The sequence below is a fragment of the Streptomyces sp. NPDC003034 genome (assembly GCF_053591375.1).
In genome coordinates this window covers 72,543-94,033 of sequence record NZ_JBSFTS010000014.1, presented here as the reverse complement: position 1 = coordinate 94,033, position 21,491 = coordinate 72,543, and the positions used below count along the sequence as shown (strand labels likewise).

Annotated in this window: 22 protein-coding genes, 2 tRNA genes, 1 other RNA gene and 2 pseudogenes; 19 read left to right on the top strand and 8 right to left on the bottom strand. The window is 71.9% G+C overall.

What is annotated here, in order from left to right; genetic code table 11:
• Window positions 1-31 precede the first annotated feature (31 nt).
• Both ACWDX7_RS16605 and ffs read right to left on the bottom strand, forming a co-directional pair.
• The gene (locus ACWDX7_RS16605; protein ID WP_451488691.1) at window positions 32-2,290 is read right to left on the bottom strand and encodes a DNA polymerase III subunit gamma and tau; all 2,259 of its coding nucleotides are present in this window, start codon (window positions 2,288-2,290) and stop codon (window positions 32-34) included.
• Between the two features lie 66 nt (window positions 2,291-2,356).
• An RNA gene (gene ffs, locus ACWDX7_RS16600) (signal recognition particle sRNA small type) lies at window positions 2,357-2,455 on the bottom strand.
• Window positions 2,456-2,562: 107 nt separating this feature from the next.
• Between ffs and ACWDX7_RS16595 the strand changes: the two genes are divergently transcribed.
• Both ACWDX7_RS16595 and ACWDX7_RS16590 read left to right on the top strand, forming a co-directional pair.
• Window positions 2,563-2,650 (top strand) — tRNA-Ser (locus ACWDX7_RS16595).
• A gap of 44 nt (window positions 2,651-2,694) precedes the next feature.
• Window positions 2,695-2,843, top strand: a pseudogene (locus tag ACWDX7_RS16590) (PIN domain nuclease); the annotation flags it as partial.
• 112 nt (window positions 2,844-2,955) lie between these two features.
• Here the strand turns inward: ACWDX7_RS16590 and ACWDX7_RS16585 are convergent.
• A complete protein-coding gene (locus ACWDX7_RS16585; RefSeq protein WP_451488692.1) occupies window positions 2,956-3,318 on the bottom strand; it encodes a 5-carboxymethyl-2-hydroxymuconate Delta-isomerase in 363 nt (120 codons plus the stop codon).
• Between the two features lie 432 nt (window positions 3,319-3,750).
• Between ACWDX7_RS16585 and ACWDX7_RS16580 the strand changes: the two genes are divergently transcribed.
• Window positions 3,751-4,455: a scabin-related ADP-ribosyltransferase gene (locus ACWDX7_RS16580; RefSeq protein ID WP_451488693.1), complete on the top strand. Its 705-nt coding sequence runs from the start codon at window positions 3,751-3,753 to the stop codon at window positions 4,453-4,455.
• A gap of 132 nt (window positions 4,456-4,587) precedes the next feature.
• On the opposite strand, the gene ACWDX7_RS16575 is transcribed toward ACWDX7_RS16580, so the two are convergent.
• Window positions 4,588-5,406: a VOC family protein gene (locus ACWDX7_RS16575; RefSeq protein ID WP_451488694.1), complete on the bottom strand. Its 819-nt coding sequence runs from the start codon at window positions 5,404-5,406 to the stop codon at window positions 4,588-4,590.
• 103 nt (window positions 5,407-5,509) lie between these two features.
• Between ACWDX7_RS16575 and ACWDX7_RS16570 the strand changes: the two genes are divergently transcribed.
• Window positions 5,510-6,244, top strand: coding sequence for an HhH-GPD-type base excision DNA repair protein (locus ACWDX7_RS16570; protein WP_451488695.1), 735 nt, complete (start codon window positions 5,510-5,512; stop codon window positions 6,242-6,244).
• A gap of 145 nt (window positions 6,245-6,389) precedes the next feature.
• The gene (locus tag ACWDX7_RS16565) at window positions 6,390-6,863 is read left to right on the top strand and encodes a cupin domain-containing protein (RefSeq protein ID WP_451488696.1); all 474 of its coding nucleotides are present in this window, start codon (window positions 6,390-6,392) and stop codon (window positions 6,861-6,863) included.
• Here the strand turns inward: ACWDX7_RS16565 and opcA are convergent.
• Entirely contained in the window at window positions 6,812-7,744 is a 933-nt protein-coding gene (opcA, locus tag ACWDX7_RS16560; protein WP_451488697.1) for a glucose-6-phosphate dehydrogenase assembly protein OpcA, read from the bottom strand. The genes ACWDX7_RS16565 and opcA overlap by 52 nt on opposite strands.
• A 252-nt stretch (window positions 7,745-7,996) precedes the next feature.
• Here opcA and ACWDX7_RS16555 point away from each other — a divergent pair, with 252 nt between their 5' ends.
• Together ACWDX7_RS16555 and ACWDX7_RS16550 are read left to right on the top strand one after the other, a co-directional pair.
• Entirely contained in the window at window positions 7,997-8,293 is a 297-nt protein-coding gene (locus ACWDX7_RS16555; RefSeq protein ID WP_009067182.1) for a type II toxin-antitoxin system VapB family antitoxin, read from the top strand.
• Between the two features lie 230 nt (window positions 8,294-8,523).
• Window positions 8,524-9,204, top strand: a complete 681-nt coding sequence (locus ACWDX7_RS16550) for a LytR C-terminal domain-containing protein (protein WP_451488698.1) — start codon at window positions 8,524-8,526, stop codon at window positions 9,202-9,204.
• A 158-nt stretch (window positions 9,205-9,362) separates the two neighbouring features.
• Here ACWDX7_RS16550 and upp read toward each other — a convergent pair whose 3' ends face one another.
• Entirely contained in the window at window positions 9,363-9,998 is a 636-nt protein-coding gene (gene upp / locus ACWDX7_RS16545; RefSeq protein ID WP_451488699.1) for a uracil phosphoribosyltransferase, read from the bottom strand.
• A gap of 192 nt (window positions 9,999-10,190) precedes the next feature.
• Between upp and ACWDX7_RS16540 the strand changes: the two genes are divergently transcribed.
• From ACWDX7_RS16540 to ACWDX7_RS16495, 10 genes are all read left to right on the top strand, one after another.
• Window positions 10,191-11,141 (top strand): universal stress protein, encoded by a 951-nt coding sequence (locus ACWDX7_RS16540; protein ID WP_451488700.1) that lies wholly within the window; start codon window positions 10,191-10,193, stop codon window positions 11,139-11,141.
• A gap of 184 nt (window positions 11,142-11,325) precedes the next feature.
• Window positions 11,326-11,520, top strand: a complete 195-nt coding sequence (locus tag ACWDX7_RS16535; protein ID WP_451488701.1) for a hypothetical protein — start codon at window positions 11,326-11,328, stop codon at window positions 11,518-11,520.
• A gap of 543 nt (window positions 11,521-12,063) precedes the next feature.
• On the top strand, window positions 12,064-12,615 hold the full coding sequence (locus tag ACWDX7_RS16530; RefSeq protein WP_451488702.1) for a tRNA adenosine deaminase-associated protein: 552 nt from the start codon (window positions 12,064-12,066) through the stop codon (window positions 12,613-12,615).
• Between the two features lie 59 nt (window positions 12,616-12,674).
• The gene (gene tadA, locus ACWDX7_RS16525) at window positions 12,675-13,103 is read left to right on the top strand and encodes a tRNA adenosine(34) deaminase TadA (RefSeq protein WP_451488897.1); all 429 of its coding nucleotides are present in this window, start codon (window positions 12,675-12,677) and stop codon (window positions 13,101-13,103) included.
• Window positions 13,104-13,163: 60 nt separating this feature from the next.
• Window positions 13,164-13,250: transfer RNA gene (locus ACWDX7_RS16520), tRNA-Ser, on the top strand.
• 240 nt (window positions 13,251-13,490) lie between these two features.
• Window positions 13,491-13,778: a hypothetical protein gene (locus tag ACWDX7_RS16515; RefSeq protein ID WP_451488703.1), complete on the top strand. Its 288-nt coding sequence runs from the start codon at window positions 13,491-13,493 to the stop codon at window positions 13,776-13,778.
• Between the two features lie 397 nt (window positions 13,779-14,175).
• The gene (locus ACWDX7_RS16510) at window positions 14,176-14,337 is read left to right on the top strand and encodes a hypothetical protein (RefSeq protein WP_451488704.1); all 162 of its coding nucleotides are present in this window, start codon (window positions 14,176-14,178) and stop codon (window positions 14,335-14,337) included.
• A gap of 230 nt (window positions 14,338-14,567) precedes the next feature.
• Entirely contained in the window at window positions 14,568-15,434 is an 867-nt protein-coding gene (locus ACWDX7_RS16505; protein WP_451488705.1) for an RNA polymerase sigma factor SigF, read from the top strand.
• A 220-nt stretch (window positions 15,435-15,654) separates the two neighbouring features.
• Window positions 15,655-16,494 carry an RNA polymerase sigma factor SigF gene (locus ACWDX7_RS16500; protein ID WP_451488706.1) on the top strand — a complete coding sequence of 280 codons (840 nt, stop codon included), beginning with the start codon at window positions 15,655-15,657 and terminating at the stop codon, window positions 16,492-16,494.
• A 596-nt stretch (window positions 16,495-17,090) separates the two neighbouring features.
• Entirely contained in the window at window positions 17,091-17,381 is a 291-nt protein-coding gene (locus ACWDX7_RS16495; RefSeq protein WP_451488707.1) for a hypothetical protein, read from the top strand.
• A 42-nt stretch (window positions 17,382-17,423) separates the two neighbouring features.
• On the opposite strand, the gene ACWDX7_RS16490 is transcribed toward ACWDX7_RS16495, so the two are convergent.
• Entirely contained in the window at window positions 17,424-17,666 is a 243-nt protein-coding gene (locus tag ACWDX7_RS16490; protein ID WP_451488708.1) for a hypothetical protein, read from the bottom strand.
• A 202-nt stretch (window positions 17,667-17,868) separates the two neighbouring features.
• Here ACWDX7_RS16490 and ACWDX7_RS16485 point away from each other — a divergent pair, with 202 nt between their 5' ends.
• The gene (locus ACWDX7_RS16485; RefSeq protein ID WP_451488898.1) at window positions 17,869-18,261 is read left to right on the top strand and encodes a MarR family winged helix-turn-helix transcriptional regulator; all 393 of its coding nucleotides are present in this window, start codon (window positions 17,869-17,871) and stop codon (window positions 18,259-18,261) included.
• 13 nt (window positions 18,262-18,274) lie between these two features.
• On the top strand, window positions 18,275-19,960 hold the full coding sequence (locus tag ACWDX7_RS16480) for an MDR family MFS transporter (RefSeq protein WP_451488709.1): 1,686 nt from the start codon (window positions 18,275-18,277) through the stop codon (window positions 19,958-19,960).
• 10 nt (window positions 19,961-19,970) lie between these two features.
• Here ACWDX7_RS16480 and ACWDX7_RS16475 read toward each other — a convergent pair.
• A pseudogene (locus ACWDX7_RS16475) lies at window positions 19,971-21,480 on the bottom strand (sensor histidine kinase).
• Window positions 21,481-21,491 lie beyond the last annotated feature (11 nt).

Here is a 21,491-nt window from a genome sequence, read left to right as displayed (position 1 = left end):
CCCCTTCGTGCGGCCACCCAATAGGGAGGGCCTACTCATTCGTATATTCCTCCACAACGGTGGCCCCGAGCTCGCGCACGATGAGCTCGTGTCCGGTCAGGGCGCTGTCCACCAGGTCCGGATCGTCGTCCTGCGCGATGTCGTCCTCCGGCGCGACCGGCGGGGGCGCCTGCTGTACGGGGGGCTGCCGCGCCGGAGCTGACTGCTGGGGCGGAGCCGACTGCTGGGGCTGCTGGTTCGGGGCGGAGGAGTGCTGCGCCGGGGCCGGGGGCGGCGGCGGGCTGTAGGCGGGGGCCGGCGGGCTGTAGGGCGCCTGCGGGGCCCCGTAGGAGGAGGGCTGGTGCGCGGGCTGGCCGCCTCCGCCGCCGCCCCCGCCCACCACGGCGTCGATCTTCCAGTTGACCTGGAACTGCTCCGCCAGGACGGCCTTGAGCACGTCCTCGCTGCCGCTGCTCGCGAAGTTGTCGCGGGCTCCGGCATTGGGGAAGCCGAGTTGGAGGGTGGTGCCGTCGAAGCCTGTGACCTGGGCGTTCTGGCTGAGCAGGATCCAGGTGAAGCGGCGGCGGTTCTTGACGGCCTCCAGGACGCCCGGCCACATCGCCTGGACCTGGCCGACGCCGGCGTTCATGCCGGGGGAGGGCGCGGGCGGGGTGGCCGGTGCCGGGGCCGGGGCGGCGTGCTGGGCCGGGGGCGTGGGCGCCGGGGCGGCGGGGGTTGCGGCACCCTGGCCCGGAGCGGCCGCGCTGGGCCAGGCGCCGGGCGCGCCGCCACCGGGCTGAGCGGCTCCGGGCCAGGCGCCGGGGGCCGCCGGGGCGGGGGTGGCCGGGGCCGGCGGGGCGGGAGGTGCGGGCGGGGCCACGGGGGCCGGTGGGGCCACGGAGGCCGCGGGGGCGGGCTCGACCGGCGCGGTCGGCTCGGGAGCCCGGACCGGCTCGGGGCCCCGTACCGGCGGCTCGGGAGCGCGGGCGGCGGCGGCACGCGCGGCGGCGGGACCCCCACCGGGGCCGGCGGGCGCCATCCCGTGCGCCTCGGGCACGGGCACGTACCCCATGGCGGGCGCGGCGGCGGACGCGGCCACGGCCTGCATCCCCGGCGCGGCCTGCATGCCCGGCGCGCCCGCGAACGCGGCCGCTCCGCTCCGCTCCAGCCGGTCGAGCCTGGCCTGGAAGGACCGCTCGTCGTCGAAGGCGGCGGGCAGCAGCACCCGGGCGCAGATCAGCTCCAGCTGCAACCGGGGCGAGGTCGCGCCCCGCATCTCGGTGAGCCCGGTGTTGACCAGGTCGGCGGCCCGCGACAGCTCGGCGGCGCCGAAGACCGACGCCTGGGCCTGCATCCGCTCCACGACATCGGCGGGGGCGTCGATCAGCCCCTTCTCCCCGGCGTCGGGCACGGCGGCCAGGATGACCAGGTCGCGCAGCCGCTCCAGCAGGTCGGCGACGAACCGGCGGGGGTCGTTCCCGCCCTCGACGACGCGGTCCACGACCTCGAAGGCGGCTGCGCCGTCCCCGGAGGCGAAGGCGTCGATGACGGAGTCGAGGAGCGACCCGTCGGTGTAGCCGAGCAGCGAGGTGGCCATGGCGTATGTCACACCGTCGGCTGCGGCTCCGGCGAGCAGCTGGTCCATGACGGACATCGAGTCACGCACCGATCCGGCGCCGGCGCGCACGACCAGCGGCAGCACGCCGTCCTCGACGGTGGCCCCCTCCCGCCCGCAGACCTCGCCCAGGTACTCCCGCAGGGTGCCGGGCGGCACCAGCCGGAAGGGGTAGTGGTGCGTCCTGGAGCGGATGGTCCCGATCACCTTCTCCGGCTCCGTGGTGGCGAAGATGAACTTGAGGTGCTCCGGCGGCTCCTCGACCACCTTCAGCAGGGCGTTGAAGCCCGCCGAGGTGACCATGTGGGCCTCGTCGATGATGTAGATCTTGTAGCGGCTGGAGGCCGGCCCGAAGAAAGCCTTTTCCCGCAGGTCACGGGCGTCGTCCACACCACCGTGCGAGGCGGCGTCGATCTCGATGACGTCGATCGAACCAGGCCCGTTCCGAGCGAGGTCGCGGCAGGACTGGCACTCCCCGCACGGGGTCGGGGTCGGTCCCTGCGCACAGTTCAGGCAGCGGGCCAGGATGCGCGCGCTGGTGGTCTTCCCGCAGCCGCGCGGCCCGCTGAACAGGTACGCGTGATTGACCCGGTTGTTCCGCAGGGCCTGCATCAGCGGTGCGGTGACATGCTCCTGACCGATGACCTCGGCGAACGACTCGGGGCGATAGCGGCGGTACAGCGCAAGGGACGACACGTCTACGAGGTTATCCGGGCCCACCGACAAACGGCGGCCCCCGCCCGGTCCCCGCCCACCTCCGGAACGCAAAGCGCCCCCCACGCACCCGCCAGAGCCCACTTACCCTTGCTGCCTTCCGGCCCTGGGGGAGTTGGGTGAGATAGCGCCACGTGAGGGGCTGACCCCACCCTAGCGGATGGATGCCCCCGGAATCGAGCCGCCCCCGCGTCGGGGTACCGGCCAGCGATCACGTTCGCGAGCACCCCTCAACGTCTTGTATTGTTTGCGGCGGAGGATTCGCCTAGTGGCCTAGGGCGCACGCTTGGAAAGCGTGTTGGGGGCAACCCCTCACGAGTTCGAATCTCGTATCCTCCGCCATTGCTCTCACCGGGCAATACGTTGAAGAGCCCCGCAGCTTGCTGCGGGGCTCTTCGCGTTCCGTGGTTGCAGTCTTGGCCGCGACCGCAAGTTGCAGGGGCTCACCCCCCTGCACTGTGACCACGACTTCGAGTGCATCGCCGCGGTAACCGGCCGACCCCTCCAGTGGTACGGCCCGGAGGGCCGTAAGTAGTACAGCGGCCAGCGGCTCCCTCGCCTTGCCGCAGGGCCAGGCGGGCGCCTGGGCGCACCGGCCACAGAACGGGGCACGGGCGAATGGGGCTGCCGGGCGCGGGGCGGGAGGGTCAGGGGGTGGATACGTGCTTGATGTACGCCTCGCCGAGGTCCCGTACGTCGGCCGAGGCGTGGATCACCGTGTCGGACACCCGCGCGGTGTGGCGCAGCACCAGTTCGATGACGGCTCGGCTCAGGCGGGTCTTGTCCTGCGCCGGACGGCCGGGGAGAAGGGCCACCTCGACGTGGATGAGGGCCTGCCCGGGAGCGCCGTCCGCGATCACGACCTCCTCGATCCGCCGGAAGCGCGTCTTGCAGGTGTCCACCGTCGTCTGCACGGTCTCGGCCGCCAGCTCGTGCAGTTCGAGCGCGAACGCGCGGTGGTCGAAGGATGCGGGCAGGGGGTCCGAGTAGTCGACGACGATGTGCGGCACGGCTGTTCTCCCTGGTTTCGGATGGAGTGGCCACCGGCCACCGCTCAACGGCTTCCGGCTTCCGGCTTCCGGCTTCCGGCTTCCGGCTTCCGGCTTCCGGCTTCCGGCTTCCGGCTTCCGGCTTCCGGCTTCCGGCGAGCGTAATCGCCGGGAGGCGGGGTCAGCCTGCGGGTCGCCGCGGGGCCGCAGGCCAGGCCGCCGGGGATTCCGGCCGGGGCCTGCGTGCGCCGCCGCTAGCGTCCCGGCTTCCGGCCCGGAGCCCCGGCTGCGCTGGCCTTCCTCCGCGTAGACACCCGCACCGCGACCCGAGCGGCGGCGAGGACGCCGTGGGGCGCCACTCGTCCGGGTGATCAGGTTGCGCGGTCCTCGATAGCAGGGGGACATCTCGCTATAAAAGGGCCCGTCGCGTTGATCAACTGATGGGCACTCACCATGCTGAAGGCCGCTCTGCAGGTCCTTGCCGCCGCCTCCCTCGCCTCCCTCGCAGCCGTCACACCGGCGGTGGCCGCCACCCCCGCGCCCGGCCCCGACACCGGGCCCTGCGGCCCCGTCGTCCAGTACCGCGCATGGGACTGGTGGCGCACGACGACCGACCCGCTGATCGCCTACGCGGTCGAGGCGGCCGCGCGGGCCGAGAAGTGGCAGTGGCGCCAGGACTCCAACACCCTGTGGCGCGGAGACACCCGGGAGAACGTGGAGGACCTCTTCGAGGACGGCTTCACGCCGCGCGGCGGCGATCTGACCCCGCTGAGCGAGTACATCGTCAAGGGCGGCGGCCAGAACACGGCCCACCTCAGCACCAGTTGCGAGGAGTGGGTGGCGCAGAAGTTCGCCACCTACGGCGCCGCGAAGACCGGTTGGGTGTACGAGATCGACGCGCCGGGCGGCATCGACGTGAACGCCACCGCCCGGGTCAACGGCTACGAGTCGCCGTACCTGTGGAACAAGGAGATCGACTTCCCGGGCGGGGTCGAGGGCCGGTTCATCAAGAAGGCCTGCAAGTACCACCTGGTCAAGACCGACCCGGTGACCAAGGTGAACACGTACGAGAACCTGGGCTGCAAGAACAACCGCGACTTCGCACCGTTCCCGGCCCCGGGCGAAATCGGCGTGCCCGCCCTCGCCACGACCGGCTGAGTACGGGCGGGGGACCAGGCACTGCGCGGGGGAAGCCGTCGGCCGGCCTCCCCCGCGTACCGGGCCAGGCGCCCGCGCGCCCGCGCCGTACGACGGGCCGTGCGACGCACCGTGCGACGGGCCGTACGGGATCTACGCTTCCGTCATCTGCGGCATCTCGCCGACCGTCGTCGTCATGTCGATCACTGCGAAGGCCGCCCCCTGCGGATCGGTCACCGCCGCGAACCGCCCGAACGGGCTGTCCATCGGCCCGAACTCCAGCTTTCCGCCCCGCTGCGTCGCCTTGGCCACGGCCTCGTCGCAGTCCGGGACGGAGAAGTAGACCTGGATGTACGGGGGCAGGTCCGGCGGGAAGTCCTTGTCCATCTTCATCCGCCCCAGCACCGGATTGTCCGGCCCACCCAGGCTGAAGACCTTGAAGTCCACCCCGGCCGCCTCCGGGTCGTCGCTCATGTCCATGTCCAGGGGCTTGAACGGGAAGACCTTCGGCAGGAAGTCGTCCGCCTTGTCCGGCTCCCAAGTGAAGATCTCCGCCCACGTGTACGAGCCCGGCTCCCCCATCTTCTCGAAGCCCTTGTGCTGGCCCGGCTGCCAGACGCCGAAGACGGAGCCGCTGGGCTCCTTCGCGATCAGCATCGAGCCGAAGTCGCCGACCTTCATCGGCTCCATCAGCACCTCGCCGCCCGCCGACTTGATCTTCTCGGCGGTGGCGTCCACGTCAGGCGACGCGAAGTACAGACACCACTGGGACTGGGAATCACCCCCCGGCATGGGCGGGACGACGGCGGCGACCGCCTTGCCGTCGGAGTAGGCCTGCGTGTAATTGCCGTACTCGGTACTGGCCTCGCCGAAGGTCCAGCCCAGCACATCGCCGTAGAAGGTCTTGGCGCCCTCGACGTCGGTGAACATCGCGTCCACCCAGCAGGGTGCGCCTTCCGTGAACTCAGCCATGGTCGATCGACTCCTGTGTCGTGTGCCCTTGCCTTTCCCCCTCACGCTAGGCGGGCGGTGCGGCGACCGCGCGTGGAGCGCGGCCACGGGGGACGCTGAAGCCATGGACAAGGACATCACCATCCGGCTGGCCCAGCAGCCGGAGGCCGACGAACTGCTCGGCCGGAGCCCGCTCGCCGCGCTGGTCGGCATGCTGCTGGACCAGCAAGTGCCCATGGAGTGGGCGTTCTCCGGGCCCTACACGATCGCGCGGCGGCTCGGCGCGGACGATCTGGACGCGCATGCCATCGCCGCGTACGACCCGGAGGCCTTCGCCGCCCTCCTCGCCGAGAAGCCCGCCGTGCACCGGTATCCGGGCTCGATGGCGAAGCGGATCCAGCAGCTGTGCGCGTACCTGGTGGAGCACTACGGCGGGGACGCGGAGGCGGTGTGGGCCGACGCCCGGACCGGCGCCGAGCTGCTGGGCCGGCTCAAGGCGCTGCCGGGCTTCGGCGAGCAGAAGGCCCAGATCTTCCTGGCCCTGCTGGGCAAGCGGCTGGGGGTGCGCCCCACGGGCTGGCGGGAGGCGGCCGGCGGCTACGGCCCGGCGGGCGTCTACCGCTCGGCCGCCGACATCACGGGCCCGGAGTCGCTGGCCAAGGTGCGGGCCCACAAGCAGGAGATGAAGGCGGCGGCGAAGGCGGCGGGGAAGACCGGCAAGGCCGCAGCCGCAGCCGGGGACAAGGCCGGCGCCGAAGCCGGGGGCGGGAGCACGCGGAAGGCCTCCGGAAAGGCGTCCGGGAAGGTCTCCGAGAAGGTTTCCGAGAAGTCCTCGGGGAAGCGGGACGCCAAGCCCTGAGGCCTCTCGCGGGGCACGCCCTCACCGGCCGGTCGGCGCCCGCCGGCCTCGCGGGGGGCACGCCGTCACCGACGCTAATTGACCGGCGGAACCAAGACCCGATTGGCCCCTGTCACCGGTCAACCAGCCCCGTAGATTCAACGGTATGAACGAGATCCTCACCCGCGCAGCCACCGCCGAAGCCGTCTCCGACGCCCCGGGCAGCTTGATCACCCTGCTGGCCGACACGGCGCCGCTGACGTGCAACACCGCCACCTTCGAGGAGGGCGCCGCCGGCGCCCCCGCGCACTACCACACCAAGGCCACGGAGTTCTTCCTGGTCACCGAGGGCCGGCTCGACGTACTCGTCGGCGAGAACATCAGGACCCTCGGCGCCGGGGACTTCCTCGCGGTGCCGCCCGGCGTCACGCACGCCTTCGCGCCCGCGCCCGGCCACGGCGCGAGCGTCTTCGTCGGCTTCACCCCCGGCATGGGCCGCTTCGAGTACTACCGGCTCCTCGGCCGGGTCAGTGCCGGCGAGGCCACCGTGCAGGACATCAAGGACAGCTCAGAGACGTACGACAACCACTACGCGGAAAGTGCCGTGTGGAGCGGCCGCCGCCGCAGCGCCGAGCCGTAGACCTCGTCCGCATCGAGCCGGCGGAGCTCCTCGGCGATCAGCTCCGCCCCACTGCGGATCTTCAGGGCGACCTTGCGGTCGGGACTGCCCGGCAGCACCAGGGTGGCCAGGGCCCCTGCGGGCCGGTCCACACGGATCTCCCCGCCCGTGGTCTGGAGGCTGACCCGGGTGATCACCGGGCCCTCGGTCGTCACGCGGGCCACCGCCACCCCGAGCCGGTCCTCCAGCCAGCGCGCCAACAGCTCGGCGCTCGCGTTGTCGCTCTCGCTCTCCACCGTCGCGCCGGTCACCGGCAGCGGCTTCTGGTCCAGGGCGGCCGCCAGCAGGGCCCGCCACGGCGTCAGCCGGGTCCAGGCCAGGTCCGTGTCACCGGGCTGGTAGGCACCGGCCCGCTCGTCGAGCGCCCCGATCGGGTCCGCCACGTAGCCCGCGTCGGTGATCCGGCGCTGCGCCAGGGCGCCCAGCGGGTCGCCCGCCAGGTCGGCGGGGGCGTCGGCCGGCCACCACGCCACCACCGGCGCGTCCGGCACGAGCAGCGGCAGGACCACCGAGCCCGCCTGGCCGGTCAGCTCCCCGTGCAGCCGCAGCAGCACGATCTCGCCGCTCCCCGCCTCCGAACCGACCTTCAGCTCCGCGTCGAGGCGGGTCTGGCGGAGCTTGTGCGGCCCCCGCGAGGTCCGCTTGATCACCGCGATGATGCGGCACGGGTGCTCGCGCGAGGCCTCGGATGCCGCGCGTACGGCGTCGTACGCGTTCTCCTCGTCGGTGACGACGACGAGGGTCAGCACGAGCCCCATGGTGGGGCTGCCGATGGCCCGGCGGGCTTCGAGCAGGGCCCGGTTGACCTTGCTGGAGGTGGTGTCGGTGAGTTCGGTCCGCATGGACCCGAGTCTGTCAGCGCCCGCCGGGTTCCCGGCACCCGGTCGACTCGATTCCGCCTGGAGTGGCGCCCGGACACCCGGACTTCGTCACCTACGCCCCGACGGTGTGTCACCTCCGGGGCTGACCGGGCCGCCCAAACGGGCCGGCCGGTGGACCCGCTCACACATCCCTCCCGAATTGACGCCGTCTGACACCTTTGCACCCGCGTCACGAGGCTGCGCCCGCAGGCACCGGCCCGGTAGGCTTTCCGTGTGATCTTCAAGCGCATCGGTAACGGGAGGCCGTACCCCGACCACGGCCGGGAAAGCACCCGGCAGTGGGCGGATGTCGCGCCACGCCCGGTCCGGCTGGACCAGCTGGTGACGACCAAGGGGCAGCTGGACCTCGAAACGCTGCTCGCCGAGGACTCCACCTTCTACGGCGACCTCTTCGCCCATGTCGTCAAGTGGCGGGGCGACCTCTACCTGGAGGACGGGCTGCACCGCGCCGTGCGCGCTGCTCTCCAGCAGCGCCAGGTGCTGCACGCCCGCGTCCTCGAAATGGACTGACACCACCCTCCCGGTCGCCACCCCCGACTTCCCGGGCTCGCCTTGCGGCCCGGACGTTGGCGACCCCGGGGGCCGGGCGAGCCGGCCGAAGCGGCGAACGGGCAGCGCCGGAAGCGGAAGCGGAATCAGGCGCCCTCGCTCCACGCGCCCATTGCGCCTTTCGGGTCGGCCTTTGCGTATCAACAGATCATCGAGTGCGGATCCTGACCAAGCAGCACTACGCTGCGCTCATGAGCATGCTCACTCCCCCCGGCATGGGCGGAAAGTACCGCGTCACGGGAGCCGCCTACCCCCGCATGAGCCGTAAACGGAGCCGACGTCGGATCGTCTTCGCCGTGCTCGGCTCGGTCCTAGCGCTCGCCCTGCTCGGCTTTGGGGCACTGCAGCTCATCGACGTGTTCGGGGGCAACGCCTCCCAACGGAACACGGCCGCGGGCAAGGACTGTCCGACAGCCGGCCCCAAGGCCGGCAAGGCTCCCCAAGGTGGTCCCGAAGCGCCCGTCGCACCCGTCGCCGCCTCCGGCCGGCCGGCGGTCGTGCTGCCCGACCCCGGCCAGGTCACGGTCAACGTCTACAACGCGACCCCGCGCGCGGGGCTCGCCAAGGCGGTCCGCGACGAGCTGGAGGCACGCGGCTTCGTCATCGGCAGCGTCGGCAACGCCCCCGCCGACTTCGACAAGAAGGTCCCCGGCACCGGGATACTGCTGGGCTCCGCCAAGACCGACAAGGCGGCCTACTCCGTCCTCGGCGCCCAGCTGGCCGGCGTCACCCAGCAGACCGACACCCGCGAGACCGCGGACATCGACCTGATCCTCGGCGACGCCTTCAAGGAGCTCTCCACGAGGGAGGACGCGGCCAAGGCGCTGGCCCTCCTGGCCAACCCCGAGCCCACGCCCGCCAAGAACTGCTGACCCCCCGCGCGGGACCTCGTAACGGCTCGCCGCGCGCCTGCCCGGCGACCGGCGAGCCGCACGCGGCTCCGTCCGGAGCCATGTGGCGCTACGCGCTCCACGGCGGCTCCGTCCGGCGCTAAGCCTCCCCGTTCGGCTGCGCCCGGCGCTACGGCGCCCTACTCGGCCGAGCCGTACATGCGGTCGCCCGCGTCGCCCAGCCCCGGCACGATGTAGCCGTACTCGTTGAGCCGTTCGTCCACCGCGGCCGTCACCACCGTCACCGGGGTGCCCGCGAGCTCGCGCTCCATGATCTCGACGCCCTCGGGCGCCGCCAGCAGCACCACGGCGGTGACGTCGTCCGCGCCGCGCTTGATGAGCTCCCGGATCGCCACGACGAGCGTGCCGCCGGTGGCGAGCATCGGGTCGACGACGTAGACCTGCCGTCCGGAGAGGTCCTCCGGCATGCGCGTCGCGTACGTGGAGGCCTCCAGGGTCTCCTCGTTGCGGACCATGCCCAGGAAGCCCACCTCGGCGGTCGGCAGCAGCCGCACCATGCCGTCGAGCATGCCCAGACCGGCGCGCAGGATCGGCACGACCAGCGGGCGCGGGTGGGAGAGCTTCACACCCGTGGTGGGGCCGACCGGTGTCTCGATGTCCGACTGCTCGGTGCGCACGTCCCGGGTGGCCTCGTACGCGAGGAGCGTCACCAGCTCGTCGGCGAGCCGCCGGAAGGTGGGGGAGTCGGTGCGCTTGTCGCGCAGGGCGGTCAGTTTGTGCGCCACCAAGGGGTGATCGACGACCTGCAAACGCACAACATCCTCCAAGACTCAGCTTCAGGGCTCGACCTTCGACCTGCGACCCCGCTGCCTGCGAAAACGGCGGCCGCACGGCGCGACCCACCCCCAAGAGGCTACGCGGTGCCGCGCCCCCCGGGCGTCCACGGGCCCGGCCGCGCCCCGGTGGCTGGGGATGCGGGCCGCGCGCACCCGCAGGACGCTGGATTGGTGAGGAGCGGACAGGTGATCGCGGCGGTCGACGGATCCGACCACAGCCTCAGGGCCCTGGAGTGGGCAAGGGCCGCGGCCGTGCGGCACCGCGCCGGGCTGTTGGTCGTCCACGTACTGCCCGACGAGGCGCAGTTGTACGCGGGCCGCCGGGCCGCCCTGGACCACGCGGCCGAGCCGGAGGAGTTCACCGACCCCGTGATCGACCGACTCCGGGCGCTCCTCGACACCGCCGCCGAACCTCCGGAGCAGGTGGGGTACGAGTCACTGGAGGGCGCCGTGCCGGAGGCCCTGAGGGTCATCGGGTCCGGGGCCCTGATGCTGGTGATGGGGTCACGGGGACGCGGCGGCTTCGCCACCCTGCTGCTCGGCTCCAACAGCCGCGCCGTCGCCACCACCGCGCCCTGCCCGGTCGTGGTGGTCCCGCACGCGGACCGGGGCGCGGGGCGGGGCACCGACGCCGCCGCGGAGGTCTCCGCCGGCCGGGTGGTGCTCGGGCTGCACGCCTCCGAGACCCCGGACGACGTACTGGTGTTCGCGTTCGAGGAGGCCGCCGCGCGGGGGACCACCGTCCAGGTGGTTTCGGCGTACGCCATCCCGCCCTCGCCGACCATGGTGATCGACAGCCCGTTCGTGGTGGTCCCGCCGGAGGGGCTGGCCGACGACGGGGAGGCCGTACCGGCGGAGCGGGAGATGCTGCGCGCGCAGACGCAGCGGCTGGCGCCGCTGCGGGCCCGCTATTGCGACGTCCCGGTGGAGCAGGCCGTCGTACCGGGGGACGCGGCGGGCCGGCTGGTCATCGCTTCCCGGTCGGCCGCCCTGGTCGTGGTGGGTCGGCGCCACCCGCGGCGCAGAGCCATGTCGCTGCTCATGGGCTCCGTGGCGAACGCGGTGCTCCAGCACGCGCACGGCCCGGTGGCCGTCGTCCCCACTCTCACCGAGCACGGCTGACGGCTGGCGACTCCTGGCTCACGGCACACGGCACACGGCACACGACTCACGGCTGACCTGGGACGATCCGCCAGTTCAACGGCCGAGGGTGGCATCAATCGGGCCGTCCGGGGGAAGGTGGGTGCGGGGGGACTGCTTCGCGCCGGCGAAGGAGGACGACCGGACCAGCCCGGGGTGGTGGCCGATGCCCGCAATTGAGCCGAGCGAAGACAGCGAGGCGTACGAGACGCCGGAGAGCGCGGCGCAGCGCAGGGCGCGGCGCGCCCAGTTCCTGCGCGACCTGAACGAGGCGCGCGAGCTGCGCGACCGGGTCCAGCCGCGCCGGGCCCGCGCGGCCCGGATGCGCCAACAGATGCGGATGCGTACCTTCCGCTGGTGACCCCGTTCCCCCGGGGCGGCGGCCGACTCAGCGGGCCGGGCGGTGTGCGGACCTGACGCGGACGTGATGCGGAGGGCGACGACGGCTACGACGGCGCTTCCGGTGCGGGGACACGCCAGAGGCCGGAGCGGGATCGCGGCCGCGACTCACCCGTACTCGCCGTCCCCGTACGCCGTACCGGCACGACCGGGCACGGCACGGGCCCGCCACCCGCGCCGGACCCCGGGGCCACCGCCGCTAACGGACGTGCCGGCGCCCGTACGCCCGGCCGCGGGCGGGCCCGCGCCCCCTCGCCGCGACTCTCCGGCGCGGCCTCCGCGGGGACCCCGCAGGCGCATGGCACCACCGCCTCTCGGCCGCCGAGCGGCACGCGAACCGCACGGCACGGCACGACGCAAGCGCGGAAGACCTCTCGCAAAGCCGCTGTTTCTGCCACGATGCCGATTGGGCGGGGTACGGCGGCGAGCACGACGGCCGTTCGACCCCAACCTCCGGCCGGGGGGACCTCCAACCGGCATGCCTAACACCAGTGGGAGAGTCACGGTGTATTTCGCCGCACTGCTCGCGCGCACCGAAGACGGGTGGGAAGCGAGCGACATGGAACTCGACGATGTCGAGTCCCTCAGTGATTTGATCGATCTCGCCCGTTCCGCCGCTGTCGATGACGACACGGTGGTCGCCCTCATCGAGCAGGAGGACGCCTGGTTCGGCGTCGTCCGCGTGGACGGCGAGGAGGACCCGCGGTACTTCGTATCGAACGCCCCCGCGGCCGCCCGCAGCTCCTACGGCTCGATGCTGACCAAAGAGCTGCTGGGCAGCGACGAGGAGGACGACGACGAACTCGACGAACTGGACCTGGACGGCACCGAGGACGGCGAGGAGGAGCAGATCGTCTCGTTCACGGACGAGGAGACCGACGAGGACGCGGTGGGCGGAGCCGGCGCGGAGCCGGTACCGGCCGGTCCGCTCGGCGACCCCCGGCTGCTGGACGACCTCGGGGTGACCCACAAGCAGCTGCTGGGCCTGGACGGGGACGCCCTCTCGGAGATCGCCGACTCCCTCGGCGCCACCGAGGTCCTGGAGGCCGTCCGCTAGTGAACGACACGCACGACGCGCACGGCCCCGATCCCGTACGGGACCCGTGGCGGGACTGCATGCGCCTGGCGCTCCAGGAGGCCGCCCGGGCGGTGCCGGCCGGTGATGTGCCGGTCGGCGCCGTCGTGCTCGGCCCGGACGGCGAACTCCTCGCCACCGGGTACAACGAGCGCGAGGCGACCGGCGACCCGACGGCGCACGCCGAGGTACTGGCGCTGCGCCGGGCGGCCGCCAAGCTCGGTGAATGGCGGCTTCCGGGGTGCACCCTGGTGGTGACGCTGGAGCCGTGCGTGATGTGCGCGGGGGCGCTCGTGCAGTCGCGGGTGGCCCGGGTCGTCTACGGGGCGCCGGACGAGAAGGCCGGCGCGGCGGGGTCGCTGTGGGACCTCGTACGGGACCGCAGGCTCAACCACCGGCCCGAGGTGATCTGCGGGGTGATGGCCGAGGAGTGCGCGCGGCAGCTGACGGACTTCTTCCGCGGCCTGTGACGGAACCCGCCGGGGATACGGATTTCGGCGCACGGGTCACCTTGGGCTAAGCTCTCTCTCGGTAGCGTGTCCGAGTGGCCGAAGGAGCACGCCTCGAAAGCGTGTGATGGTGCAAGCTATCCGTGGGTTCAAATCCCACCGCTACCGCTCTGACCGAGAGCCCCGCCCCGCAAGGGTCGGGGCTCTCGGCGTCTGCCCGGCCGATCTTCCGGCCCGACACTGCCGTTCCGGTCCTTGCCGGTCCCCCTCCTTGCCGTTCCGGTCCTTGCCGTTCCCTCCTTGCCGCTCCGGTCCTTCCCGGTCCCGTCCTTGCCGGTCGGCTCGTCCCGGTCGCTTCTTCCGGAGCAGCGGCGCGTGACCGCCCGCCGCTTCGGCCGTTGTCACGGCATGACCAAGACCCAGCGCATGCTCGCCGCCCTCGCCCTCGCGGGGGCCGCCGCGGGCCTCGCCGCACCCGCCGCCTCGGCCGCTCCGATCGCCCCGCTCACCCTCCCGGACCTGCCGACGGCGGTTCCGGGCATGCCGGCGGGGGCCCAGCCGGCTTCCGTTCAGGAGATCGGCGCGAAGCTCAACGAGCTGAACCAGCTCAGCCAGCTGATGGACGTGCCGAATCAGCTGGCGCCCCTGATCGCCCCCGTACAGCCCATCCTGGGGCTGGCCGGCGGCATCGAATAACCACACCCCCGCCCCCACGCCGCCGTCCGTGCCCGCGCCCGCGCCCGCCAAGCGGTGAAGGCCCCGACCGGGGGGTCGGGGCCCTCATCGCGGGCGGGGGGAGTGGCGTCGGGGGGACAAGCCACTCCCCCGACGTGGACGGGACCCGCGGCCCAAGCCGCAGTCGGGGGAAAGCACGCGGCGTGGACCCCGCAGTGAGGTCCTGTCCCTCACCCGCCGGCTTCCTGCCAGAACCGGCGGGCTCACCCCCCATCCTGTGTCCCTCCCGACCGCCCGCCGAGCGGCAAAAGACCCGGAGTAGCGGGTCATTGGTCCTTAAAGGCCGGGTGAGTGTCCAAACCTGACCGGTTAGACTCACCGGACTTTGCAGGACCGGTTGGGGAGGCCGAAACCGCACGTGGACACCAAGAAGCTCATCACCGGTCTGCTCACCGTGTTCGCCCTCTTCGTGATCATCACCCAGCCGAAGCGGGCGGCCGAGATAGTGGAAATCGGCTTCCAAGGCATATCGGACGCCGCCTCCGGTATCGGCGAGTTCATGACCGAACTGGTGCGCTGAGCCCGTAGCCTGAACCCGCAGCCTGAACCCGTACGCTGCAGCGGCTTCCGGATTTCCCGGCCCCCACTCCGACCGGTGGGGGTTTTTTGCGTTCCACCACTGACCATAATGCCCCGCAATGCCCAACTTGCCCTCAACACGGCGATATACGGTGCTTGCACACAGTGCACATGTCTTGTGATGCTATGACCGCTTTTGACGGATGAGTTGACTGAAGGGGTGGCGTGACCGTGCCGGCCAGTACTGCGCCTCAGGTGCCACCCCAGCAGGATCCTCAGGTTCCGCCTCAGCAGGAGTCCCAGGAGGAGCCCCCGGTAGCGCCGAGACCACAGAGCCGCGGCGCGGACACCCGGGCCCTCACCCAGGTCCTCTTCGGGGAGCTGAAGAACCTGGAGCGGGGCACCAGCGAGCACACCCGGGTCCGCGGGGCCCTGATCGAGGCGAACCTCCCGCTCGTCCGGTACGCGGCCGCCCGCTTCCGCAGCCGCAACGAACCCATGGAGGACGTGGTCCAGGTCGGCACCATCGGTCTGATCAACGCCATCGACCGGTTCGACCCGGACCGCGGCGTGCAGTTCCCGACCTTCGCGATGCCGACCGTCGTGGGCGAGATCAAGCGGTACTTCCGCGACAACGTCCGCACCGTTCACGTCCCGCGCCGCCTCCACGAGCTGTGGGTGCAGGTCAACGCCGCCACCGAGGACCTCACCACGCTCCACGGGCGCACCCCGACCACCGCCGAGATCGCCGAGCGGCTGCGCATCCCGGAGGAAGAGGTGCTGTCCTGCATCGAGGCCGGGCGGAGCTACCACGCGACCTCGCTGGAGGCCGCCCAGGAGGGCGACGGACTGCCCGGGCTGCTGGACCGCCTCGGCTACGAGGACCCGGAACTGGCCGGGGTCGAACACCGCGACCTCGTCCGCCACCTCCTCGTACAACTGCCCGAACGGGAGCAGCGGATCCTGCTCCTGCGGTACTACAACAACCTGACGCAGTCGCAGATCAGTGCGGAGCTCGGCGTCTCCCAGATGCACGTCTCCCGGCTACTGGCCCGGAGCTTCGCCCGACTGCGATCCGCAAACAGGATCGAGGCGTAACCGGAACGGGTGTAGCTCGCCCCCGTGTTTCCCGACAGATCGGACTCCTCCGCTTCTGTCGCTGGAGATATATGTCGACTTGGCGCTACAGCGTGTTGCCGACATGTGACATTCTGCTGGAACCGCGTTTGCCGCAGCCCCGCCTCCGGTATTCAGGTGGAGGCTGCGTTCCTCCGACGGGCGCACCGCACGCGACCGTCCGCGACCTCAAGGGGGTGGCATGTCCGTAGACCAGGGCAGCTCCAAGGTGCTCACGCTTGTCAAGAGCGCGACTCCGGCAGTGTCCGACCGCTCGGAAGCCATCGACACCCGCACCCTGTCCCGCTCCCTCTTCCAGCGGCTCGCCGCTCTGGACGCGGACAGCCCGGACCGGGTGTACGTACGCGACACCCTGATCGAGCTGAATCTGCCCCTCGTGCGGTACGCCGCTGCCCGCTTCCGCAGCCGCAACGAGCCGATGGAGGACATCGTCCAGGTCGGCACGATCGGCCTGATCAAGGCGATCGACCGGTTCGACTGCGAACGCGGCGTCGAGTTCCCCACGTTCGCGATGCCGACCGTCGTGGGCGAGATCAAACGATTCTTTAGGGACACCTCCTGGTCCGTCCGCGTCCCGCGCAGGCTCCAGGAGCTGCGCCTCGCGCTGACCAAGGCCAGCGACGAGCTCGCCCAGAAGCTGGACCGCTCGCCGACCGTGCCGGAGCTCGCCGCCGTGCTCGGGGTCTCGGAGGAGGACGTGGTCGACGGTCTCGCCGTCGGCAACGCCTACACCGCCTCCTCGCTCGATTCCCCGTCCCCCGAGGACGAGGGCGGCGAGGGCTCGCTCGCGGACCGGCTCGGCTACGAGGACACCGCGCTCGAAGGCGTCGAGTACCGCGAGTCGCTCAAGCCGCTGCTCGCCAAACTCCCGCCCCGCGAACGGCAGATCATCATGCTGCGGTTCTTCGCGAACATGACGCAGTCCCAGATCGGCGAAGAGGTCGGCATCTCCCAGATGCACGTCTCGCGGCTGCTCACCCGCACGCTCGCGCAGCTGCGCGTGGGGCTCATCGGCGAGTAACAGGCCCGGCTGGAGTGCCGCTCTCCCTTCCCAATTGACGGAGCGTCAGGAAAACTGGCGCGATGCGAAAGGGATCGAGAGCGGCCGTCCTCCTCGCCTTGTGCTGCACGGCCGCCGCCGGCCTCGCCGGCTGCGGCGGTTCCACGCCGGACGGTTACGCCGCCGTGGGCGCGGCGGCCCCGGGCCCCGAACGGGGCGCGGGGGAGAACGTGGCGCCGCAAGGCCGGGTGGAGTTCCAGCAGCTCGGCGTCCCGTCGGCGACGGGCGGATCCTCCGCGTCGTCCAGTACGTCGACAAGTGCGCCGGCATCCATACCGCCGGGCGGCTCCGCCGAGAGCCGAGCGACGAACCCCCCACCCGGCGGCTCCGCATCACCCCCCGCAGCCGGCTCGGCCGCCAATCCCGGACCTGCGCCCGGGAGCCCCGGCACCGCGCCCGGCACCCCGGGCCCGCCGAACACACCCGGCGCACCCGGCACACCCGGCACACCCGGCGCACCCACTGGCCCCGCTCCCGGACCGGGCACTTCGGCCCCGGCTCCGCCTCCGGCCACCCCGCCTACAGCGCCCGCACCGCCCACCGCGGCGCGGCTGACCTTGTCCGCGCTCTCGACGGCGGCCGCGGGCGACCGCTGGTGCGAGCGGGTCACCGTCACCTTCACCAACACCGGCAGCACCGCCGCCCGTGCGGGCACGGTCACCTTCGCCACCCACGTCATCGGCGCCCTCGGCATCCACTGGGCCACGATCACCACCACCCAGCCACTGCCGGCGCCGATACCGGGCGGTGGCGCGAAGACGCAGACCTACACGGTGTGCCTGGAGTCCTGGCGGGTGCCGCTGGGCATGCGCGTGGAGACCCGGAAGGTCAGCGCCACCTGGAGCTGAGCTGGAGCCGGCTTGGGGCGGGCGGTGGGTGCACGGGCCGCCCTAGCCGGCCGCGAACCAGACGACCGCGCCGACCACGAGCACCAGACCGAGGGCCAGCCCCAGCCACAGGCCCTTCCTGGAGCCGGCGCGCTGCTCCTGCTGCTGCGCGCGGCGCTGCTGGCGGGCTCCGGGCCCTGCCTGCCGGGCCGGCGCGGCCTCTTCCACGAACGCCCGGAACATCTGAGTGCTGCCCGCGGGGTCGTAGTTGCCCTCGGGGCCCTGTGAGTTGTGGTTCGCAGCCATGGGTCAGGACCCTAGCGGGTTTTCCCATTCCTTTACCGCTCGACCCCCACGATTCATTTGCGTGTAGCAACCATCCGCTTCTATGGTTGCTCTAAGCAACAAGATGAGGGGCAGCCCGGTGACCACTCCGACTACTCCAAGAACGCCGAGCGCACCAACTACACCCAGAGCCGGAAGACCGGCTCCCACTCGGTACGAGGAGCTGGCCCGCCAGCTCACCGGAATCGGCGCGGTCAAACGCGACCTCGCCCGCATCCTGCCTGCCGAGTGCCCGCCCGGCTCCGCCGCCGTCCTCACCGTGCTCGACCGGCACGGCGAGATGAGGCTGAGCCGGCTGGCCGAGTTCATGGCCATCGACATGTCCGTGACCAGCCGGCACGTCGCCCACGTCGCCGACCGCGGCTGGATCGAGCGGGAGACCGACCCGGGCGACGGCCGCTGCCGGATCCTGCGGCTCACCCCGGCCGGGCGCACGCTCCTGACCGAGCTCGCCGCCCGGTACACGGGGGCGCTGGAAAGAGCCCTGGCCGACTGGTCCGCCGAGGACATCGATGGACTCAACACCCTGCTGGCCCGACTCCGATCGAGCTTCTAGACAAAGGAAACACATGGCTTCGACCACGCCCACCGGAGCGCGGGGAGGCGGCGGCCAGTCGGAGACGAAGTCCGACGGCACGTCCACGTCCATGACCCACCCGCAGATCATGAAGGCGCTGTCCGGGCTGATGCTCGGCATGTTCGTGGCGATCCTGTCCTCCACGATCGTCTCCAACGCCCTGCCCCAGATCATCAGCGACCTCGGCGGCACCCAGTCCTCGTACACCTGGGTCGTCACCGCTGCTCTGCTGTCGATGACGGCCGCGACGCCCCTGTGGGGCAAGCTGTCCGACCTCTTCAGCAAGAAGCTGCTGGTCCAGATATCCCTCGTGATCTACGTACTCGGTTCCGTGGTCGCGGGCATGTCGCAGAGCACCGGCATGCTCATCGCCTGCCGCGTGGTCCAGGGCATCGGTGTCGGCGGCCTCTCCGCACTCGCCCAGATCGTGATGGCCGCGATGATCTCCCCGCGCGAACGCGGCCGGTACAGCGGCTACCTCGGCGCGGTCTTCGCCGTCGCCACCGTCGGCGGCCCCCTGCTGGGCGGAGTGATCACGGACACCGAGTGGCTGGGCTGGCGCTGGTGCTTCTATGTCGGCGTGCCCTTCGCGATCATTGCTCTGATCGTCCTCCAGAAGACGCTGCGGCTGCCGGTCGTGCGCCGCGACGTCAAGGTCGACTGGCTGGGCGCCTTCCTGATCAGCGGAGCCGTCTCGCTGCTGCTGATCTGGGTCACCCAGGCCGGCGACTCCTACGAGTGGATCTCCTGGCAGACCTGGGCGATGACCGGCGGCTCGGTGGCTCTCGGCCTGCTCTTCATCCTCGTCGAGTCCCGGGCGAGCGACCCGATCATCCCGCTGCGCCTGTTCCGCAACAAGACCATCACCCTGGCCTCGGCGGCCTCGATGTGCGTGGGCGTCGCGATGTTCTCCGGGACCGTCTTTTTCAGCCAGTTCTTCCAGCTGGCCCGCGGTGAGTCCCCCACGATGTCCGGAGTCCTCACGATTCCGATGATCGCCGGGCTCTTCGTCTCCTCCACCCTTTCCGGTCTGGTGATCACCAGGACCGGCAAGTGGAAGGCATGGCTCGTCCTCGGTGGCGTACTGCTGACGGCCGGACTCGGCCTGCTGGGCACACTGCGGTACGACACCCCGTACTGGCACATCGCCGTCTACATGGCGCTGACCGGCCTCGGTCTCGGCATGATGATGCAGAACCTGGTCCTCGCCACGCAGAACCAGGTGGCCCCGGAGGACCTGGGCGCGGCCAGCTCGGTCGTCACGTTCTTCCGCTCGCTCGGCGGCGCCATGGGCGTCTCGGCGCTCGGCGCGGTCATGGCCAGCCAGGTCAGCCACTACGTGCAGGACGGACTGACAGCGCTGGGCCCCAAGGCCGCGGCACTGGGCCACGGCGGCACCGCCGGGGGCGGGATCCCCGACCTCGACAAGCTGCCCGCACCGTTCCGCGAGGTCATGGAGACCGCGTACGGGCACGGCGTCGGCGACGTCTTCCTCTACTCCGCCCCGTTCGCGCTGCTCTCGCTGGTCCTGGTGGTGTTCATCAGGGAGGTCGCGCTGAGGTCCAAGCCGGCGGGCCACGCCCCGGCCGTGGCCGGTGCCACGGAGACCGTGGCCATGGATGACAGCGCTGCCGGCACTCCGGCTGGAGTCGCGGCGGGGACCGCGGCCAAGCGTTGAACCTCGTCCCTCACTCCGGCGGTCGGCTCTTCGAGGCGCTCTCGGCCAGCGGCAGCAGGACCTCGAAGCGGGTCCGGCCCGGCTGACTCTCCACGGCGACCCGCCCACCGTGCGCCGAGACCACAGCGTGGACGATGGCGAGCCCGAGGCCGGTGGACCCCGCGGCCCGGGAGCGGGACGCGTCCCCTCGGGCGAAGCGCTCGAAGACATGGGGGAGGAGGGCGGCCGGGATCCCCGGACCGTCATCCTCGATCCGCAGCCGGACGGCCGATGTTTCACGTGAAACATCGGCGGTGATGGTGGTGCCCGGCGGGGTGTGGATGCGGGCGTTGGCGAGGAGGCTTGACCAGGACCTGTTGGATCCCGGCCGGGTCACCGCGGACGGGGACGGGCTCGTCCGGAAGCCGCAGCCGCCAGTGATGCTCCGGCCCGGCGGCCCGGGCATCGCTGACGGCGTCTATGACGAACGGGGCGAGGTCGGTGGCGGTATCGGTGTCCCGGCCCGTGTCCCCGTCCCTCCCCGTATCCGTGTCCGCGGTAGAGAGCGGGCGGCCCGCGTCGAGGCGGGCCAGCAGCAGCAAGTCCTCGACCAGGCCGGTCATGCGGGTCGCCTCGGACTCGATGCGGCCCAGTGCGTGCCGGGTGTCGGGACCGGGCTCCTCCGGTCCCCGGCGGGTCAGTTCCGCGTAGCCGCCGATGGAAGCCAGCGGCGTGCGCAGCTCGTGACTGGCGTCGGCGACGAACTGCCGGACCGGGCCTCGCTCTGCTGGCGTGCCATGAGGGCCGAGGACACATGGCCCAGCAGGCGGTTGAGGGCCGCGCCGACCTCACCCACTTCGGTGCGCGGGTCGGCCTCGGCCTCCGAGACCCGCTCGTGAAGCGCGGGTTCGCCGCTGTCCAGGGTGAGTTCGGAGACCCGGGTGGCGGTGGCGGCCACCCGGTGCAGTGGGCGCAGCGCGACCCCGACCAGGGCCTGTCCGGCCAGGGAGGCCGCGATCACTCCGGCCAGGGAGACGCAGACCTCCACCGCGATCAGGGTGCGCACGGTGCGGTCGGCCTCGGGCAGCGGGAAGCCCAGTACGAGGCTGCGGCCGGCTGCGGGCAGTACGCGGTACGGGCCGAGCCCGGGCAGGTCAAGATCCACCGCCTCGCGGGAGCCCGACTTGGCTACGCTCGCGAAGGCGCCGGCCTGGGCGGGCGTCAGCGGTACCCGGTGGTCGCGGTCGGGCCCCTCGGCGGAGACGCTGCGGCCCGTCCCGTACGGCCTGCCGTCCGGGTCGAGGCGGAGCCCGGCGGTACCCAGCGGGGTGCCGGGAGCCAGGAGGAAGCTGCGCTTGCCGTCGCGACGGAACTTGGCGTCGGGCACCTCGGAGGCCATCTGCACGGCGGTGCCCAGCTGTTCGTCCTGCCTCGCCGGCGAGGCAGGAGCGCAGCGCGAGGGTGGTGACGATGACGGTGCTGAGGGCCGCGCCGACCACCGCGATCAGCGCGACCGCCGATACGACGAGCCGGGTGCCCAGGGACCAGGGCC

What these genes read in the sequence shown, in the direction of transcription:
- ACWDX7_RS16580 (WP_451488693.1), top strand. Translation starts at nt 3,751, where the DNA reads ATGCTGAAGGCCGCTCTGCAGGTCCTTGCCGCCGCCTCCCTCGCCTCC.
- ACWDX7_RS16575 (WP_451488694.1), bottom strand. Translation starts at nt 5,406, where the DNA reads ATGGCTGAGTTCACGGAAGGCGCACCCTGCTGGGTGGACGCGATGTTC.
- ACWDX7_RS16570 (WP_451488695.1), top strand. Translation starts at nt 5,510, where the DNA reads ATGGACAAGGACATCACCATCCGGCTGGCCCAGCAGCCGGAGGCCGAC.
- ACWDX7_RS16565 (WP_451488696.1), top strand. Translation starts at nt 6,390, where the DNA reads ATGAACGAGATCCTCACCCGCGCAGCCACCGCCGAAGCCGTCTCCGAC.
- opcA (WP_451488697.1), bottom strand. Translation starts at nt 7,744, where the DNA reads ATGCGGACCGAACTCACCGACACCACCTCCAGCAAGGTCAACCGGGCC.
- ACWDX7_RS16550 (WP_451488698.1), top strand. Translation starts at nt 8,524, where the DNA reads ATGAGCATGCTCACTCCCCCCGGCATGGGCGGAAAGTACCGCGTCACG.
- ACWDX7_RS16535 (WP_451488701.1), top strand. Translation starts at nt 11,326, where the DNA reads ATGCCCGCAATTGAGCCGAGCGAAGACAGCGAGGCGTACGAGACGCCG.
- tadA (WP_451488897.1), top strand. Translation starts at nt 12,675, where the DNA reads ATGCGCCTGGCGCTCCAGGAGGCCGCCCGGGCGGTGCCGGCCGGTGAT.
- ACWDX7_RS16515 (WP_451488703.1), top strand. Translation starts at nt 13,491, where the DNA reads ATGACCAAGACCCAGCGCATGCTCGCCGCCCTCGCCCTCGCGGGGGCC.
- ACWDX7_RS16500 (WP_451488706.1), top strand. Translation starts at nt 15,655, where the DNA reads ATGTCCGTAGACCAGGGCAGCTCCAAGGTGCTCACGCTTGTCAAGAGC.
- ACWDX7_RS16490 (WP_451488708.1), bottom strand. Translation starts at nt 17,666, where the DNA reads ATGGCTGCGAACCACAACTCACAGGGCCCCGAGGGCAACTACGACCCC.
- ACWDX7_RS16480 (WP_451488709.1), top strand. Translation starts at nt 18,275, where the DNA reads ATGGCTTCGACCACGCCCACCGGAGCGCGGGGAGGCGGCGGCCAGTCG.